Source organism: Paenibacillus sp. P4_E11, assembly GCF_056401635.1.
Window position 1 is genome coordinate 1 of record NZ_JBFUIX010000107.1, and the last position, 16979, is coordinate 16979.

Sequence of the window (16979 nt, forward strand, 5' to 3'; positions counted from 1 at the left end):
TCCGCGCACGGGCAAGCGTGAAGGTTCAGTTGGAGCCTTATTTGGAGGAGCCGATCTTTAAAGAGTATGAAGGGATGAATCAACGATGAAGTGCACGGACATTCAAGACATGCTTGCAGAATATTGGGATTTGCCGGAGAAGGACGAACGTCGTCAAGTGGTCGACGCTCATCTGGAGTCGTGCGAAGCGTGCATGGAGGAATTCACAATCTGGGAAGAAAGTACCCAACTCATTAAGGATACCGTAGGTACGATGGAAACCATTCCTCAGTATGAGCCGATGTCGACCCAGGTAATGAAGCGGATCTATGACGGTGAGAAGTGGCGGATGCCTGTGGCGGATAAGATCTATTCGATCTCCTTCGCGCTGCGTCGTAATGTCACCATCGCCATCGCATTCTGCATGAGTCTCTTTCTTGTAGGTCTTCTGCTAGCCATATTCCAAACTTCGCCCGGATCAAACACATACTCCGCCGAGAGCAACGCCATCTATGGCTTGAAGCCAGTGGCCGTAGCTAATGGCAGCCCAGATTCGACCAAGTCGAAGCAGATGGCCGTCTCCATTGCGACCGCGAGTATTAAGGAACCGACATTGATTCGAATGGGGCCGATTCGCACTTACCCCGATTATTTCGTTATATTGTCTCTACTTGGGCTGACCAGTACGCTGCTCATTATGAACTGGTTGTCCCGTACTAAAGCTTAACTATCCTAAAGCCTCTGCTGAGGCTTTATTTTTTTGTGAATCGGAAGTATCATCATAGTACTAACGCATCAAGGTGGGATTGAAATGGAATGGGGATTTATTCGTCATGGCAGCACAGACTGKAATGCATCAGGCAGGCTGCAAGGACAAAATGATATTGAGCTGAATGAGGAAGGGCGCAGACAAGCTGGGTTGCTGGCCAAGCGGCTCAAGCATGAGGGCTGGACCGTTATCGTTAGCAGTGATCTCAAGCGTGCCTTCGAGACTGCTGTGATCCTGGCTAGCGAGTTGGGGATCAAGGAGATCCGGATGGACTCCAGGCTCAGAGAACGCACGCATGGACGCCTGGATGGGACTACACTGGAAGAACGAATCACTCGATGGGGTGAGCAATGGAAGACGCTAGATCATGGCGTAGAGACGGATGAAGAGCTGTTCGCACGGGGGAAGTTGAGTCTGAACGAGCTTATGGCCGAATACGCCCATGACAAAGTGTTGGTCGTTAGTCATGGAGCATTTATCGGTACGATGCTGAATGGACTGTTGGATGAAATGCCGCCGGGTCTGCTGCAAAACACGGGGCTCAGCATCGTTCATTATGACTCAAACAAGTGGCGATGTGAAAAGTACAACTGTACGGAGCATTTACAGGAGTCGACTTCATAGTAGAGCAATTAATTTTTAACCGAAAGACGGAAACCAATCGGACAGATGTTGCACATGATATAGGAAGCGCTGACGGTGCTTATGCTTCGAAGAAGGCTGACCGTAAGGTACAGCTCACTAGGAGGTATGTACCATGTTGGAACAAAGCTATCAGGTGCTGGATCGTCTAAGATTGCCGCACGGCCTGTATTTGGCAAGCTTATCCGAGCATTATGCTTATGTATGGCTGAGAGACACTGTCTATATGTCGTGGCCGTATTTGAACAAATCAGGAAATACGTATGAACGGGCATATGGCCGTATGCTCGATTTGTTCCGGGACATGGAGTGGAAGCTGGACATATTGTGCAAGGTTAAGCCCGTCTGGGAATGGGAATACGTGCATGCGCGATACCGGGCTGAGGACGTTACCGAGATTCATGATCAGAGCTGGGGCCATGTGCAGCACGACATGATTGGTGCGTTCCTCTTCGGGATCGGTGCAGGGACAGCAGCGKGGAAGTCCATCATGCGCGATCAGAAAGATCGAGATATTGTGCAAAAGCTCGTCCGGTATCTAGATAACGTACAATACTGGAGCGATCCGGACAATGGGATGTGGGAAGAAGGGAGAGCTGTTCATACCTCCTCCGTGGGTGCATGCGCAGCCGGATTGAAGGCCGTTCAGCCGTATGTGGACGTTCCCGATCCACTCATACAAGCTGGACTGAAGTCGGTATTGGCTTTATTTCCTAATGAGTCTGTAGACCGTCCGACAGATCTGGCTCAGCTTAGCCTTGTGTATCCTTATCGGTTATTCACCGGCTTATTGGCCGAGACCGTCGTTACCCGAGTGGAGCAACATCTGCTCAGAGCTCGTGGCGTCATTCGATATGCCGGGGATAGCTACTACAGCACATTGGAGGGGGAACACGGCCGAGGACACGCCCCAACCTTCTATGAGGGAACAGAAGCGGAATGGACATTCGGTCTGCCGTGGCTTGCTCTCTGTCACTTTGAACTCGGTAATCAGGGGCGTGCCGAACACTATGTCCGTTGGACAGAAGACATCATGTTGGAGTCRGGCATATTGCCCGAACTATACTTCAGTCAGACGAACCGGCCGAATCCGAATACACCGTTAGGTTGGAGCAGCGCCATGTATATATTAGCCAAGGAAGCTGCTCACAGCACTGGAATGCAATAGGAATGGACTGAACCTCTGCGTATAGATGCGGAGGTTTTTTTATTGCACAGAACACGTAGACGTTTATTTTCCTGAAATATACCGATACTGAGTCATAGAATCAGGAGTAAGAAACGCTTGAGTTTATGCTTACGAAGTGCGTTTCTGCGAAACGCTTGAGGAGGTCCTACTATGAATCTGGCGGATATGTTGTGCTATGCGGATATTCAGCAATTGAGCAGTATTGCGAATACGTATGACTGTCAATGCAATGGGCATTCCAAGAACGAGCTCATCCAATCGATCCTCTCCAAGGTGAACCGCCGAGACGTGTTCGAGCAGCAGTTGACGAAGCTAAGCATGGAAGATATCCGGTTTCTGAATTCTATCGTATTCGATAAACGTGATTTGTTCAGTCTGGAAGAATTGGTCGCAAGAGCCCGTCTGTCGAACTTTACCCCAACGGGACCCGTAACGCCGGCATCTCTTGGACAGATGACGCCTCCTGCTCCTCAAGATAAGAAAGCCGCTGACAACTGGAACCCGCGCGAAATGATCGCCAAGTTCAAGCATAGTGGCTGGTTGTTTAATGGATATTCGCAGCAAACACGCTATTTGTACCAATTTCCTCAAGATTTGAAGCGGCGTTTCACAGAGACGTTAGCACAGCAATATCAGAACGAATTAACTTATACCGATGAGCCGCCCGTGTATCGCGATGAACAGCGGCTAATTGTCGACGATATATATCACTTGCTTCATTACGTCTACCACCAGGAAGTACCGCTGACGGCTGATGGATCGATGTACAAGCGTTCGTTGCAGCAAATATTGGATCGTTTCGCGGTGACTGAGGATCTGCCAAAGGCTGTCTGGCGATTCGGCTATGGCCGGCGATTCAAGGACTTCCCTAACCGCTTCTCGCTGATCTATGACTATTGTTACTATCAGGATCTGCTTGAAGAACAAGAGAGCGGGCTCGTAGTAACAGATAAGGGCAAGCAGGCCGTTCTGGAAGGACGCCGGGAAGATTTGTCCCAAGTGTACCGAATATGGTTCAAGCTGTACAAAAATCCGATTCCGAACTTGCAATCGATCGTGTATTGGATGGATCGGTTGGCAAGAGACTGGATTCGCGTAGAAGCGCTAGCCCGCGTATTGTGTCCGCTCATCCGGCCGTTCTACTACGATACGTCCGAATCGGTGTTCGAACAGCGGATATTACAGATGATGATGCATCTGGGTCTAATCCGGCTAGGGGAAGACGAGCTGCAAGGCCAGGTAGTGCGGATGACGAAGCTGGGCACGGGTATTGTGACCGGTACGTACGTGGCTGAGGAAGAGAAGATTGCGCTGCAGATTGACAATTTGTCCTTCCCTTGCTAGAATCACTCCTCAACAAGTCCAATTTATGGAACGGAGTGATCACGATGTTACATCCTTACAAACAATTCAATCCGCAGCTTCATCCTACGGTATTCATAGCTGCAGGTGTACAACTGATCGGCGACGTAGAGGTGGAAGAAGACTGCTCCATATGGTATAACGCTGTGCTGCGGGGTGATCTGGCGCCCGTTCGTATCGGAGCCAGGACGAACATTCAGGATGGCTGTATTGGTCATGTGAATACGAATCAGCCATTAATTGTCGAGTCGGACGTATCGGTCGGTCATGGTGCAATCATTCACGGTTGCACGATAGGCAGAGGCACATTAATTGGAATGGGGGCGATTGTACTAAACGGCGCAAACATCGGTGAATATGCTTTAATAGGAGCGGGTTCGCTCGTAACGGAGAACACAAAGATTCCACCTTACACTCTTTCACTTGGATCGCCGGCTAAAGTGGTCCGGGAATTAAACGAACACGATTTGCAGCGGATGAAACGTACGATGGAAAGCTACGTTCAGAAGGGAAGAGAATATAGGCTGGAGTGAAGAAACACATATCCTGAAGGCGAAGGCACTTCGGTGCCCTTATGGTGGGAGGTATGTCTTGTGGAAAAAATGGACGTTTCTGGCTATGCAGCCATGTTGGGTTTACTTGCAGAGATGATACTAGACGAAGCCGTGAAGAAGCATAAAAGGCAGACACTCTATCAGGAGATCGATAACGCACTCGCTCGGGGAGATGAGGCCTCGTTTCTTGACCTGACACGCGAATTGAAGCTGTTGCAGTCTTGAATCGTACCGTATTGTGCTCGAGTAGATATAACATTATGCATCTCCAAGCCTCACGTATTATAGTGGGGTTTATTTTTTTTAGTCCTGGGGTAATTTGAAATTGTATGGTCACAAATGTGTCAGAATCAGTAAAGCTGTTCCTGCAGCGGTCTGATATAATAACATCGAATGATCGATTCAATAGGGGGCCAATTTATGTCGTATGTGATCGCCATCCTTGTCATCCTGGCAGCAGCACTTGCCGGCACATTATGGGTAGGCTTATCCAAAGAGAACCAAAGAGCAGATGGCAATTATGACCGTAAAACCGGAGCCAAAACAAGAACCCGTAATCTAGTTCTGTTTTACATCATATTTACTGTACTGTTGATCATCATATTCGTGATGTTCGCACGGTCCTAACATAGGGTAGAGGTAAGGAGGACATAGGAATGAAATTTAACGATATCGATCGTAAAGAATGGTTCAAGCTCAAGCCTTACTTAGACACGTGTCTACTCCCGGTAACAGGGTTAGACGGAACAGAAGAACCGTGGGAGGCTGCTCAGGAATTGGAATTTCTTAGAAGCCTGCTGGAATTCGTTGAGATTCCTTATAAAGGACGAACGGTTACATATCCTGCACTGCATTATGTGAACTATGATGCTCCAGCTACAGAAGCGATTGATCTGGTGTGTGAGCGGTTGAAGAAGTCCGGGTTCCGCTATGTCATTGTATTAACAGGACTTCCTGCTGCGATCCCAACACCACTCACTCATGCCGACGTTGTATTGTGCCCACAAGACGCGGAGGGACGCACGATGAACAGTGAGGCGTTCAAGGAGAAGGTAGATGCAAGTGTACGAGCGTTATGGAAAAGCAGTTCAGTGGATGAATCTTCAGAGAATGAAACCAAAACCGTGTATTAATGGAAAATAAATTGCAAACGATATAGAAGAGCAGATGAGATGTGACAAATTCGTTAACAAAGATAAGGATCATTTCAGTTCGGATTGGATTTGTGTTCCATCCATTCTTGACGCCCCACATGACGTAAGCTATTATAGTTATGTCCTGCATCAAATCGCATATTTGCGTAATTATTAATATGCGAATTGATGTGCAACAAATCGTAAATTGGGTCATGTGCAATGTGCGAAATGTTGCTACTGTATCGTGCGAAGAAGTGTCGAATAACGACTGAGATACAACTGTATAAAGGGGGTAGAAGACTCATGCATGAAGACAACAACCATACCGAGAAACCAAGAGCACGACGTGAGATGTCTCGTCGTCRATTCCTTTCCTATACCCTCGGTGGAACGGGAGCATTTTTGATGGCAGGGCCGGTCATTCCGATGATTCGATTCGCTGTCGATCCTATCTTGAAGCCGAAAGGCGAAGGCGCTCTCGTGAAGGTTGTAGAGGAGAGCAAAATTACAAACGAACCCAAATCGTTCAAGTTCACTGTTCATCAAGTGGATGGCTGGTATGAGAGCGATGCGGAAGTGGAAGCTTGGATCATGAAGGATGAAAAAGGCAGCATCTACGCTTTGTCGCCAACATGTAAGCACTTGGGTTGTACGGTTAACTGGAATTCTGATTCCAGGTTCCCGAACCAATTTTTTTGCCCGTGCCACGAAGCGCATTACACCAAAGAAGGTAAGAACGTTGCAGTTGCACCAGCGCCACTTGACGAGTTCGTTGTGAAAGTGGATAACGGCTTCGTGTATTTAGGGAAAATCCAGCCGAATCAACATGTTGTGAAATAAGGAGGCGTTTCGATCAAATGTTGAAAAATATGTATAATTGGATCGACGAGCGTCTTGATATTACGCCAATGTGGAGAGATGTAGCGGATCACGAAGTTCCGGAACACGTAAACCCGGCTCATCATTTCTCCGCTTTCGTATACTGCTTCGGCGGCTTGACGTTTTTCATCGTCGTAATTCAAATTTTATCGGGAATGTTCTTGTCCATGTATTACACGCCCGATATCATTAATGCTTATGCCAGTGTCGACTATTTGCAGCACCAGGTTGCCTTCGGCGTTATTGTTCGCGGGATGCATCACTGGGGAGCGAGTTTGGTTATTGTAATGATGTTCCTACATACGCTTCGCGTGTTTTTCACAGGATCGTACAAGGCTCCTCGYGAAATGAACTGGGTCGTGGGAATGTTGATTTTCTTCGTTATGCTAGGCCTAGGTTTCACCGGTTACTTGCTTCCTTGGGACAACAAAGCTTACTTTGCAACCAAGGTTGGGATCTCGATCGCAGCGTCCGTACCATTCATCGGGGATTACATTAAAACCTTGATGCAAGGTGGAGAAATCGTTGGTGCAGAGACATTAACCCGATTCTTCGCGATCCACGTGTTCTTCTTACCGGCAGCACTGCTTGCCTTGTTGGGTGGCCACTTCTTCATGATCCGCAAGCAAGGCATTTCCGGACCGCTATAGTACCCCACGAAGTGATGATGAGACTTGGAAGTGTTTCCGAGTACTCTGCGGGGAACCCACAACGACAAGAAGGAGGAAATACACTTGGCGCACGGTCATAATTCGAATGAGAAGATTGTGTACGTTGGGGACTCCCGCGTGCAGAAAAAAACGGAAAAGTTGATCCCGCGGGATTATACAGCTTATCCAGGAAAGTCCGAAGCGTTCGTACCGAACTTCCTTCTGAAGGAATGGATGGTTGGAGCAGTTGTGCTTGTGGGAATCCTAGTATTGGTTATGGCGGAGCCAGCACCACTGGGATATCCGGCCGATCCGCTCAACACTGCTTTCATCCCGATGCCGGACTGGTACTTCCTGTTCATGTACCAATTGCTGAAATACCCGTATACGTCTGGTGATTACGTTATATTCGGAACCTTAATATTGCCGGGGTTGCTGTTCGGCGGCTTGATGCTGGCTCCTTTCCTGGATACAGGCAAGCAGCGTAGATTCTACCGTCGTCCGATTGCTTCGACGCTCATGATTCTTAGTCTGATCGCAACGATAAACTTAACGATTGCGTCTTGGTCACACTATCAGCATGAGTTGGAAGACAAGAACATCATTCCCGAGCATATCAAGCGTGAAGAGGAAATGAACGCAGCGAAAAAAGCCGGTGGCGGCGGAACGGCAGCAGCGAAGCCTGCAGCCGGCGCTCAACTGGTCGCTTCAGACGATCCTGGTTATACAGTTTATCAGAAAGCTTCTTGCGTGAACTGTCATGCCAAAGACCTGAAGGGTGTAAGCGGTATGCCTGCCCTTCGCGGAATCGGTGATAAGCACAGCAAGGACGAGATCATGAACATCGTGAAGACCGGTACCAAGGGCGGAATGCCTCCTCAATACGAGGATAACAAGAAAAAAGGGCTGACCGATGCAGAAATCGATTCGATGGTAACATGGCTGTCGAAGCAGAAGAAGCAATAGCAGCAAAAATGAGATACCCGAAACCTGACCGAGCGATGGTCAGGTTTTTTTCTGAGGAGGGAGATTCCCATTGTCTGACATGCTGGCATGGTTCCGTACAATGTTATACAACCGCACCATGGTGGTGCTATTATTCGTCTTCAACCTCATTGGCACGATCGGCGGCTACATGTGGTATGGGGAACAACTTATTTATACAGCTGACAACCAGGGTGTATTATACTTGCCTTTCGTACCAGACAGCCCTACCGCTTCCTTGTTCTTCACGATTGCCATGTTGCTGTTGTTGCTAGATAAGCGTCTCAGGGACTCATTCCCAGGACGATTGGCAGTCGCCTTCGGGATCATTACATGCGTGAAATACGGGATCTGGGCAGTTACGATGATATTCGCTGGAGCTGCGCAGGGAGATGTGCTCGTGTGGCAAGATTGGATGCTGGTCATCACGCATCTAGGCATGGCCATTGAAGCGCTGCTATTCGTCGGGCTATTCACACTAAGGCCGATTCATTTCCTGCTCGTCGCATTATGGATGTACTTGAACGACTTTCTGGATTACCATCGAGATATTTACCCTTGGCTCCCTAAAGTGCTCAGAGATGATCTCGCCTCCATCGAGGCGTTTACGTTGTCGCTCAGCTTGTTCAGTCTTATGTTAGTTGCAATCGTATATCGATGGTCTAAAAATGGACAACCCCCCATACGCTAATCGTAGCGGTAGTTAAGCTGGATCAGGGGTTGTCTCGCCGGACAAGCATCCATTTCGGGCATCCCCAACGATACTAAAGGGGGATGCCTGATGTTTGTTCACAGACGTTATCTAAGATGGTGCTTATTGATTACATTCATTGTAATGGCGGTATGGATTAGCGGCTGCTCGAAGAAAGTAGTGGAGAAATCGAGCAGTCAAGTTCAGCCGGAAGCTGTGAAGCAAGTAGAACAATTGAATGTGGCGGCGGACGAGATGTACAGCAAGGTTGTGGAAGGAGACGTTACTACTGCGAGGACGAAGCTGAATGAGATTGGGGATAAGCTAACCCAGATCCGATTCAATAGCATAACTACAGTAGAAGGCGTGCAAGCTCTGACCGATTCTGTCGTCGCAGCGAAGCGGGAATTGAATGCAGTAGCCTATTCCAAGCTAGAGGGCCAACAGGCGGCAGCAAGAGTGCGACTCGCGACAGACGCCTTGACACATAAGCACGAGCCGATGTGGCTGCAATACTATAAAGGAATGAAGGACAATGTCGGGAAATTGCTTCATGCCGTACAAGCTGCCAAGGTAGAAGATGCCCTTGTTTCTTATAACAGCCTTTCCGAGCAGTATCAAGTGATTCGTCCTTCCGTTATCATTAGTCGGACTCCCTCTGAAGTAGAGCGAATTGAATCCTTATTCTCGTTCGTGAATACACAGTTGCATGCGACCAGGTGGGATTTGAACAATATTACCGGAGGAATTGATCATCTGAACACAACGTTGGATCTCATCTTTCAGCGGAAAGATTCAGCAGCATTCGTTCCCTTTGTGGAGCCTTCCAATCCAGTCCTAAGCATCGCCTTCCTCAGTGCTATTATCATCGCAGTGCTTGCGTTTGCGGCTTGGCGAATTTTTCAAGTGGAACGAAACATTGTTGGTGGACGAAGCGGAAAAAATCGAAATGACAAATTTTTGAAATAATAGCTATTACTCATTCCGGAACCCTTCACCAAGTACATCATGCACATCGGTAATAATAATGAACGCTAGGGGATCAATACTCTTCACAAGCGACTGCAGTGTTCTCATTTCATGCCGGGCCACAACACTATAGACAACTTCCTTGTTAGTCTTGGAATAAGCGCCTCGAGCTGCGAACAGCGTAACACCCCGATCCATCTCCCGGGTGATCGCTTCCGCTACTTCAGGCGCTTTATCTGTTATGATCGTGAACGCCCGTGCAGCATAGGCCCCTTCTGTAATGAAATCGATGATTTTGGAGGCAATGAACACGGCAACTAGTGTATAGAGCACTTTCTCTTTCGAGATGTAGAATAAGGACGCACCAATAACGATCACATCAATAGATAGAATGACTTGTCCCATGCTCCAGCCCTTCTTCTTGGAGATGAGCCTGGCGATAATGTCGGTCCCGCCCGTTGTTGCCCCGAACCTCAGTACGATGCCTAGTCCCAACCCAAGCGTGACCCCCGCATACAAGGTCGCAAGGAAATAATCTTCTTTGGTCTGAAAGGGAACGATCCAACCCTTATGAATGGACACCTCCATCACCCGCAGAAATAAGATAAGTGATAATGTACCGAATATCGTATACATTATAGCTTTGCGGCCGAATGCACGCCACCCGACGACGAATAGAGGAATGTTCAGCACGAGCGCGGTCATAGATGTAGGGATGCCTAACGCGTAGTTGAGCAGTAAAGCGATCCCGGTCAATCCGCCTTCCATCAGCTCGTTAGGAATGACGAAATAATACAAGCCAAATGCATAAATGGCTGTCCCAAGTACAATGGGCAGAAGGATACGGAGCTGTACTTTCGTTTGATGAACCATAGGGGGCACCTCATAAGAGTAATGGAGAAACGGTAATAGATAGCAATTGATCTCATTATAGCGAAAAAAGATTTGTGTTCAAAACTCCGATGCGTTAACATGTTAAATAGTAAAAAACGATGGGAGACTAGGGGATCTATGGCCGACAAATCGTTAAAGGAAATGCAAGGCGAGGTGGACGCCTACATATCCCAATTCAAGGAAGGTTACTTCAGTCCGTTAGCAATGCTGGCTCGTATGTCTGAAGAAGTAGGTGAGCTGGCCCGGGAAGTGAATCATCAGTTCGGGGAGAAGCCCAAGAAATCAACGGAGGCTGACAACTCGATTGAGCTGGAGCTTGGTGATATTCTATTCATCACGATCTGTTTCGCCAACTCATTAGGGATTGATCTGACTGAAGCGCATGATCGGGTGATGCACAAGTTCCAGACCAGGGACGCCGACCGATGGACAAAAAGGATCACCGAAGAAAGGTAATCGTCATATGCTATAGGTGAGGTGAAGCATATGGATGGGGATCATAAAATCAAGCAAGCCTACAAATCGATTCTGAATCACGACTTTGAGCAAGCCATTGAATGGTTCCAGCAAGCCGTAAGCGAAGAGCCGAACAATGCCGAGTATCACTATAGGCTATCGATCACATATGCGAGAAGCAATAAGCTCATCTCCGCGATGGAGCATGCAAGACATGCTGTCCGCCTGCAGCCGGATCAATTCGTATTCCGGTATCATTATCGTAACGTAAGAGCGCGTGAGCTTGTGACCGAAGCAGGCCGCTGGATGGAGAACGAGGGTGGCGACCTGAATCGTGCAGTGACGAAACTGAAGCAAGCTATTCAATTGGATGTGTTGTGCTTGGAAGCCTACGTGTTGTTGGCTGTAGCCTATATGGGCTTACAACGCTACTCGCTTGCTGAAGCCGCCATCAAGGAAGCATTGAAGCTTGATCCACAGCGTGAAGACATACTCATTCTGCAACAACAGCTTGAACAAAGAGAACAAACGATGAAACGATAAAGGAGAATTACAGATGAACGCGACAATTAAAGTAGCAGTAGCCGGAGCAAGCGGAAGAATGGGGCAGGAAGTAGTCAAGATGGTGTTAGGCGATCCCACCCTGCAGTTAGTGGCGGCTATCGATCGCACGAACGAAGGGACTGACATTGGTCGTCTGGTTGGTAATGAAGAATGTGGTGTACGAATAAAGTTGGATCTGGACTCGGCGTTGTTAGAGACACAAGCCGATGTGTTGGTAGACTTCACGACACCACATTCTGTCATTGCTAACGCGAAGATCGCGATCCGTAATCACGTAAGGCCAGTTATTGGGACGACCGGGTTCACCCCTGAGGACGTTGAAGAGTTGGACAAGCTATGTATCGAGAACGGGATTGGCGGAATCATCGCTCCGAACTTCTCGATTGGAGCGATTCTGATGATGAAGTTCGCTGCCCAAGCGGCGAAATATATGCCGCATGTTGAGATTATTGAATACCACGGCGACCAGAAGCTGGATGCTCCATCGGGAACCTCGATCAAGACAGCTGAACTGATTGCTGCTAATCGCGAAGAATTCCGTCAAGGCAATCCGAATGAGGAAGAAACGATTGATGGCGCCCGTGGTGGTCTGTACAACGGATTCCGCATTCACAGTGTTAGACTGCCAGGTGTATTCGCTCAGCAGGAAGTCATATTCGGGGGTTTCGGGCAAACGTTGAAAATTCGTCACGATTCCTACGATCGTGCAGGGTACATGCCAGGTGTTAATATCGCGGTTAAGAAAGTGATGGACTTGAAGGGGATCGTGTACGGATTTGAACATTTTGTAGACTAAACGGATTTACATAGAACCCGGCAGCCGGTCGAACAGTCGGAATGCTGGAGCGGAGGGATTACCATGTTAAACATTGCGCTTATTGCCCATGACCGAAAAAAAGAAGAGATGGTCAATTTTATAACTGCCTACCAGCAAGTATTTCGAGGCCATAAACTGTTCGCAACAGGTACAACTGGCACGCGCATAATGGAAGCCACCGATCTTCAAATACACCGTTTCATGTCTGGACCTCTAGGCGGTGACCAACAAATTGGCGCGTTAGTCGCCAAAAACGAGATGGATTTACTAATATTCTTGCGCGACCCGCTGATGGCTCAGCCTCATGAACCGGATATTATAGCTTTACTTCGTCTATGTGACGTGCAAGGAATTCCGTGCGCCACGAACATTGCAACGGCCGAGCTGCTAGTTAAATCCCTCGACAGAGGTGATTTCGGCTGGAGAGAGCTCGTTCACAAATATAAGCCAGGTGAAGTGGAATGAGTCAGGCTCCATTAGATATTCTCATTATGGGTGCTCATCCTGATGATGCGGAGATTGGTATGGGTGCAACGATCGCCAAGCATACGAAGGCGGGGTATCGGGTTGGGATATGCGACTTGACCTACGCCGAGATGTCTTCCAATGGCACCGTCGAAACGCGGCAAGCTGAAGCTGCGGCTGCTTCGCAAGCATTGGGATTGACGCTACGGACGAACTTGGGGTTGCCGGATCGTGGTCTGTTCATCAATCCAGCCTACATAGAGGCCATTACTCTCGAAATCCGCCGACATCGGCCATCAATCGTATTCGCCCCTTATTGGATGGACCGCCACCCGGACCACGTAGCTTGCAGCCAGTTGGTACAGGAAGCGGTATTCAATGCAAAGCTGAGAAAATATGCGCCTGAAGCCGGACTCGAAGCTGTGACGGTCGCGCAATTATATTTTTATTTTATTAATGACGTGTATGAGGCTGACTTGATCGTCGACGTGACGGATCACTATGAGCAGAAACAGCAATCATTGTTGGCTTATGGTACACAGTTCATGCCTGCTAGGAACGACAATTCTTTTGTAGCCACACCACTCAATCAGGGCTATCTGGAACGGATCGAGGCACGGGATCGGCTATTCGGACAAAAATGTGGAGTTCCTTATGGGGAAGGTTTTGTAAGCAAGCTGCCTTATCCTGTTCATCTATTCTGACGGGATACGGAATACAATGTATTAGACAGGAGAATACGAAGAAGGAGCATCAGAAGCTAGTGTCTTTAAGGCCAGCGTTTTGACGCCCTTCTTTTAACGATTCAGTAAGTATAACTTTGCAGATTGTTCATCGTCTCGGCAAACGCACGGCTTCAAAGAATGCCGTTAGGCGTTTATCCTTGTTCAACTACAGGAGGAATCGGCTTGAGCGACAAATTGAAAATCGGTATTACCTGTTACCCGTCATTGGGAGGATCGGGAGTCGTCGCTACAGAGTTGGGAAAACTGCTGGCGGAAAAAGGCCATGAAGTCCATTTCATTACGCATAGCGTGCCATTCCGTCTTGGCAAATTTCATAAGAATATTTTCTATCATGAAGTGGAAGTCAGCAACTATTATGTGTTCAAATACCCGCCATATGACCTGGCACTTGCAAGTAAGCTGGCTCAGGTAGCCAAGATGGAGAAGCTGGACCTGCTTCACGTGCATTATGCGATCCCGCATGCGGTAAGCGCTTTTCTAGCCAAGGAAATGGTCGGTACCGATCTGAAAGTGGTCACAACTTTACATGGAACAGACATTACTGTGCTTGGGCAAGACGAGTCGCTGAGTGACATAATTAAGCTAGCCTTGGAGAAGAGTGACGCGGTAACCGCGGTTTCCCAAGATTTAATTAAAGAAACGTATAACTCGATTAATACGAATATTCACATCGATCTTGCTTATAATTTTGTGGATAAACGGGTTTACTATCCGCGTGATGTGGCGACCCTGCGTAGAGAGTATGCTAGACCGGATGAGAAGCTGCTCATTCACATTTCCAACTTCCGCCCTGTCAAGCGAGTAGGGGATGTAGTGGAAATATTCGCTCAGGTGAACAAGAAAGTCAATTCCCGTCTGATGTTCGTCGGCGAAGGTCCGGAATTGTCCAAGATGATCTGTAAAGTCAAGGAGATGGGTTTAACCGACAGGGTGCTGTTCTGCGGTAAGCAAGATGACATAGCTCAAGTTATTTCACTAGCCGATGTGATGCTGTTGCCCTCCGAGAAGGAAAGTTTCGGTCTGGTCGCCCTGGAAGCCATGGCTTGTGGCGTACCTACAGTCGGCTCGAATGCGGGTGGTATCCCGGAATTGATCACTCATGGCGAAACCGGGTACCTTGCGGAAATCGGCGATACGGAGAAGATGGCTGAGCATGCGATCGCGCTCTTGACCGACCCTCAGCTGTACGAGTCGATGTCGAAGGCTTGCCTGGAACGAGCTCGTACGAAATTTTGCAACGATTTGATCACGATTCAGTATGAGGAAATCTATTATCGGGTGTTGGGTCGACCAATGCCGATGTACAATGTGGATGAACTTTGTAAGGCTTGATGTAAGACCGGAAATGAGACTTACGATTCATTCCTTGTTGAAGCAGAAGCGGCGCCGTTCCAAGTGAAAAAGGACCCTTTTGCTCAAACATCTTGTTTGAACCTCCCTTGATTGCTGTAAGGACATAGTGGTGGGTGGGAGGTTCAAGCCAAAACTCGCCAGGGTCCTCTTTTTCACTTTCCACTCCTGGGTCCACGATGGATTGACAGTCACGAAAGTCGGCTTGCAGCACGAGAAAGGCCAACCGCAGGAGCTATAGGCGAAAAAAAGAGGCTGTCGATTAACTGTTGATAGAAGCAAAAACGGCCGTTCCAAGTGAAAAAGGACCCCTTTAGCTCAAACATCTTGTTTGAACCTCCCTGATTGTATAAGGGATCAAGTGGTATGGAGGTTCAAGCCAAAACTCGCTGGGGTCCTCTTTTTCACTTTCCACTCCTCTTGTCCACAGTGAATCGACAGCCTCAAAAATCGGCTTGCAGCTCGAAAGAGGCCAACCACAGGAGCTGTAAGCCTCAAAAATCGGCTTGCAGCACGAAAAAGGCCAACCGCAGGAGTTGTAAGCCGAAAAAGTCGGCTTGCAGCGCGAGAAAGGCCACCCACAGGAGCTGTAAGCCGAAAAAGTCGGCTTGCAGCACGAAAAAGTCCAACCACAGGAGTTGTAAGCCGAAAGAATCGGCTTGCAGCACGAGAAAGGCCAACCGCAGGAGCTGTAGTAGACGTTCCCTTTAGTTTCATATTTCTAACCGCGAATGTCTTTTCCAACCTTATATAGCTTAGTAATACGAATTTGTTTTGTCGATGCTTAAGGAGAGTGTAACTGATGTCTGAGCGAATGGAACAAGTTGGCAGGAAGTTGCTCATGCAGCTTGTTTCTCACGGTTGCGAGGCATACTGGGTTGGCGGCTGTGTCAGGGACAAGCTGCTGGGCCGACCGTTGAAAGACATCGATATCGCCACTTCCGCCAAGCCGGAAGACGTCATGCGTTACTTTCCCCATTCGATTCCAACTGGACTCCAGCACGGTACGGTTACCGTTGTAGAGGACGGAATACCGTTCGAGATCACTACGTACAGGCGAGAAGCGGAATATGAGCAGCATCGTCGTCCGAAGCAAGTGGAATACATATCGGATTTGAACGAAGATTTGCAGCGTCGGGATTTCACGATGAATGCGATTGCGATGGACGTCGCGGGTGTTATTATCGATCCTTTTGACGGGCAAGGTGATATGCGTAAGGGCATTCTTCGTTGCGTAGGGGATGCTCGCGCAAGATTCGAGGAGGATGCGTTGCGCATGCTGCGTTGCATACGCTTCGCATGTGAATACAGCATGACGATTGAGTGCGATACTTGGCAGGCCCTGCTTGTCCATGCGCCGCTACTTCAGCATATTGCCATGGAGCGTGTGCAGGCGGAGCTGGACAAGATTATTGGCGGAGCTGGCCCCGATCTAGGCATCCGATTGCTGGAGGAGAGTGGGCTGCTCACTTATACGAAGGAAAAGTTACCGTGGCCGATTGCAGACGAGTTGCAGTCCGATAACTTCTCGGGTATGGAAAATGGACAAGCTCTGTGGATAGGTCAATTGGTTGAGCTCGAAGGCACAGACTTGCGTTGGGCGTATTGGTTGCTGCAGATGGGGGTTTCTGCCGAGGCAGCGAAAGCAGGATTTGCAGAACTTCGATTCTCCGTAAGCAAAAGCGCCTCCATCACAGCATTGTTACGCGTGCAGGAGTGGATGGAGGCTTGGCTGGGCGAGCGCACAGGCGCKGCTAGCGCGGCACCGCCGAGCGCCGCAGGCGCCGACGCGCCGCTGCGCGAGGCGCTGGCGCGCGCCAGCGTGCGCTACGGCGCCGACGCCGTGCGCGGCTGGCTGCGCCTGCTCGCGCCAGGCGCCGCTG

Annotated in this window: 22 protein-coding genes; 20 read left to right on the plus strand and 2 right to left on the minus strand. The window is 48.8% G+C overall.

The features are described from left to right. Nucleotides 1–85: 85 nt before the first annotated feature. From AC1DWB_RS27070 to AC1DWB_RS27130, 13 genes are all read left to right on the plus strand, one after another. Complete coding sequence (locus tag AC1DWB_RS27070; RefSeq protein ID WP_477544210.1) at nt 86–706, plus strand: anti-sigma factor family protein; 621 nt, start codon at nt 86–88, stop codon at nt 704–706. Between the two features lie 84 nt (nt 707–790). Next, nucleotides 791–1372: a histidine phosphatase family protein gene (locus AC1DWB_RS27075; protein ID WP_477544211.1), complete on the plus strand. Its 582-nt coding sequence runs from the start codon at nt 791–793 to the stop codon at nt 1370–1372. 133 nt (nt 1373–1505) lie between these two features. Continuing rightward, entirely contained in the window at nt 1506–2558 is a 1053-nt protein-coding gene (locus AC1DWB_RS27080) for a glycoside hydrolase family 15 protein (RefSeq protein WP_477544212.1), read from the plus strand. A 171-nt stretch (nt 2559–2729) separates the two neighbouring features. Next, on the plus strand, nt 2730–3923 hold the full coding sequence (locus AC1DWB_RS27085; RefSeq protein WP_477544213.1) for a hypothetical protein: 1194 nt from the start codon (nt 2730–2732) through the stop codon (nt 3921–3923). Nucleotides 3924–3967: 44 nt separating this feature from the next. Next, nucleotides 3968–4474, plus strand: a complete 507-nt coding sequence (locus tag AC1DWB_RS27090; RefSeq protein ID WP_477544214.1) for a gamma carbonic anhydrase family protein — start codon at nt 3968–3970, stop codon at nt 4472–4474. Between the two features lie 69 nt (nt 4475–4543). Further along, a complete protein-coding gene (locus AC1DWB_RS27095) occupies nt 4544–4720 on the plus strand; it encodes an IDEAL domain-containing protein (protein ID WP_477544230.1) in 177 nt (58 codons plus the stop codon). A gap of 195 nt (nt 4721–4915) precedes the next feature. After that, the gene (locus AC1DWB_RS27100) at nt 4916–5122 is read left to right on the plus strand and encodes a hypothetical protein (protein ID WP_477544215.1); all 207 of its coding nucleotides are present in this window, start codon (nt 4916–4918) and stop codon (nt 5120–5122) included. 29 nt (nt 5123–5151) lie between these two features. Next, nucleotides 5152–5628: a DUF2487 family protein gene (locus tag AC1DWB_RS27105; protein ID WP_477544216.1), complete on the plus strand. Its 477-nt coding sequence runs from the start codon at nt 5152–5154 to the stop codon at nt 5626–5628. 306 nt (nt 5629–5934) lie between these two features. Then, the gene (locus AC1DWB_RS27110; RefSeq protein ID WP_477544217.1) at nt 5935–6471 is read left to right on the plus strand and encodes a Rieske (2Fe-2S) protein; all 537 of its coding nucleotides are present in this window, start codon (nt 5935–5937) and stop codon (nt 6469–6471) included. A 17-nt stretch (nt 6472–6488) separates the two neighbouring features. Next, a complete protein-coding gene (gene qcrB / locus AC1DWB_RS27115) occupies nt 6489–7160 on the plus strand; it encodes a menaquinol-cytochrome c reductase cytochrome b subunit (protein WP_477544218.1) in 672 nt (223 codons plus the stop codon). A gap of 84 nt (nt 7161–7244) precedes the next feature. After that, on the plus strand, nt 7245–8126 hold the full coding sequence (locus AC1DWB_RS27120; RefSeq protein ID WP_477544219.1) for a c-type cytochrome: 882 nt from the start codon (nt 7245–7247) through the stop codon (nt 8124–8126). Nucleotides 8127–8205: 79 nt separating this feature from the next. Next, nucleotides 8206–8835, plus strand: a complete 630-nt coding sequence (locus AC1DWB_RS27125) for a DUF1405 domain-containing protein (protein ID WP_477544231.1) — start codon at nt 8206–8208, stop codon at nt 8833–8835. Between the two features lie 90 nt (nt 8836–8925). After that, complete coding sequence (locus AC1DWB_RS27130; protein ID WP_477544220.1) at nt 8926–9804, plus strand: sporulation protein YpjB; 879 nt, start codon at nt 8926–8928, stop codon at nt 9802–9804. Nucleotides 9805–9810: 6 nt separating this feature from the next. Here the strand turns inward: AC1DWB_RS27130 and AC1DWB_RS27135 are convergent, their stop codons facing one another. After that, the gene (locus tag AC1DWB_RS27135) at nt 9811–10677 is read right to left on the minus strand and encodes a YitT family protein (protein WP_477544221.1); all 867 of its coding nucleotides are present in this window, start codon (nt 10675–10677) and stop codon (nt 9811–9813) included. Nucleotides 10678–10815: 138 nt separating this feature from the next. Between AC1DWB_RS27135 and AC1DWB_RS27140 the strand changes: the two genes are divergently transcribed. The 6 genes from AC1DWB_RS27140 to bshA all read left to right on the plus strand — a co-directional run bounded on the left by AC1DWB_RS27140 (nt 10816) and on the right by bshA (nt 15078). Next, a complete protein-coding gene (locus AC1DWB_RS27140; RefSeq protein ID WP_477544222.1) occupies nt 10816–11154 on the plus strand; it encodes a nucleotide pyrophosphohydrolase in 339 nt (112 codons plus the stop codon). A 30-nt stretch (nt 11155–11184) separates the two neighbouring features. Continuing rightward, a complete protein-coding gene (locus tag AC1DWB_RS27145) occupies nt 11185–11697 on the plus strand; it encodes a tetratricopeptide repeat protein (RefSeq protein ID WP_477544223.1) in 513 nt (170 codons plus the stop codon). 13 nt (nt 11698–11710) lie between these two features. After that, nucleotides 11711–12514: a 4-hydroxy-tetrahydrodipicolinate reductase gene (gene dapB / locus AC1DWB_RS27150; protein WP_477544224.1), complete on the plus strand. Its 804-nt coding sequence runs from the start codon at nt 11711–11713 to the stop codon at nt 12512–12514. 63 nt (nt 12515–12577) lie between these two features. After that, on the plus strand, nt 12578–13000 hold the full coding sequence (locus AC1DWB_RS27155) for a methylglyoxal synthase (protein ID WP_477544225.1): 423 nt from the start codon (nt 12578–12580) through the stop codon (nt 12998–13000). Beyond that, nucleotides 12997–13704 carry a bacillithiol biosynthesis deacetylase BshB1 gene (bshB1, locus tag AC1DWB_RS27160; RefSeq protein ID WP_477544226.1) on the plus strand — a complete coding sequence of 236 codons (708 nt, stop codon included), beginning with the start codon at nt 12997–12999 and terminating at the stop codon, nt 13702–13704. The genes AC1DWB_RS27155 and bshB1 overlap by 4 nt, the downstream gene beginning before the upstream one ends. Before the next feature lie 204 nt (nt 13705–13908). Beyond that, nucleotides 13909–15078 (plus strand): N-acetyl-alpha-D-glucosaminyl L-malate synthase BshA, encoded by a 1170-nt coding sequence (bshA, locus tag AC1DWB_RS27165; protein WP_477544227.1) that lies wholly within the window; start codon nt 13909–13911, stop codon nt 15076–15078. 512 nt (nt 15079–15590) lie between these two features. Here bshA and AC1DWB_RS27170 read toward each other — a convergent pair. Continuing rightward, nucleotides 15591–15764, minus strand: coding sequence for a hypothetical protein (locus tag AC1DWB_RS27170; protein ID WP_477544228.1), 174 nt, complete (start codon nt 15762–15764; stop codon nt 15591–15593). 134 nt (nt 15765–15898) lie between these two features. On the opposite strand from AC1DWB_RS27170, the gene AC1DWB_RS27175 reads away from it, so the two are divergent. Continuing rightward, a partial coding sequence (locus tag AC1DWB_RS27175; RefSeq protein WP_477544229.1) for a CCA tRNA nucleotidyltransferase occupies nt 15899–16979 on the plus strand: 1081 nt, incomplete at its 3' end.